1 protein-coding gene is annotated in these 1,046 nt (G+C 58.4%); it reads left to right on the forward strand.

Annotated features, from left to right (window positions below; genetic code table 11):
- Window positions 1–374 precede the first annotated feature (374 nt).
- On the forward strand, window positions 375–1,046 hold the full coding sequence (locus P1J78_RS24925) for a hypothetical protein (RefSeq protein WP_275570067.1): 672 nt from the start codon (window positions 375–377) through the stop codon (window positions 1,044–1,046).

A 1,046-nucleotide genomic window follows, 5' to 3' on the forward strand; every position in this document is an offset into this window, starting at 1 on the left:
GAGACTGGATCACGCCAATGGAAGAACTGACAACTAAGACCATTGCGGTTTTTTCCCGGCCGTTCTCCGTTCCGGGGTTTGCCCAGACGCTCCCGGCGGGACGCTTCATCGCCAGAAAAGCGGCCCAGGAATTTTGACCCAGAGTCTTACACCTCAGTCATTCTCTTGCAGCTCAGTTAATTGTGCCCTTTTTTCAGAGGAGGGAGCCAAGAGCGACGGCCGAACGCGATCCTTTCGACGACACCTGCGCGAGATCACTGCTGTCTAGTGAGGTCGATTTCGTATATTTGACGCATGAGCCGTTGGTGAGGAGGGTCCGAATGTTGCCGCAGAATAGGAGACGAGGTGCTGCCGTGTCACATGGTGGCTTGAGAGTGTCGGTCCATGCGCTGGTTGCGAGCGTCGCGCTGGCCTTTGCAGGCACAGGCGGCTTGATGGCTCAGACCTCCACCCAGCAGAAGGATTCGGTGCGTGAGATATTCACGTTATCCGGGCAGATCGTCGATGATGTAGGCGGCAACCTGGTTCTGCGCCACGATGGCGGCCGGGTCGAAGTGAACTTCAGGAGTTGGCCGGAACGCGCCCCGGATGGGCCCAGAATCATGAGCATCGGAGATGGCGTGACCGTGACGGGATGGCTCGATAAAGACTTCATTGATACCGGCAGCCTCGACATCCTGGGCGTCTACGTAGAGGACCGCCGTGCCTTCTTCGCCTTAGGCGGAAGTGAGCCTGGCGACGGAGACGCTCTGCGCCCGTTGGTCGTGCCGACCGACACGCTCGGTCGCGAGGGCAACGCGTCGATGACAGGCATAATTATCGAGATGCAGGCGGACGGGTTTGTCTTGCAGGCGGGGCCAGCCGAAGTCGTCGTGGACACATCCAGGTTGTTCTACAATCCTTACGATGATGTCGGCATTCAGGTGCTCAAAACCGGCGACAGGGTGCACGTTTCCGGAACGCTTGGGACTGGATTTCCGGAGCAACCGGTGATCCACGCGGATGGGGTTACTGATATCTTTGTCATCGCACCTGCGGCTCTCTAA

The organism is Psychromarinibacter sediminicola (assembly GCF_029168335.1).
Classification (GTDB): Bacteria; Pseudomonadota; Alphaproteobacteria; order Rhodobacterales; family Rhodobacteraceae; genus Psychromarinibacter; species Psychromarinibacter sediminicola.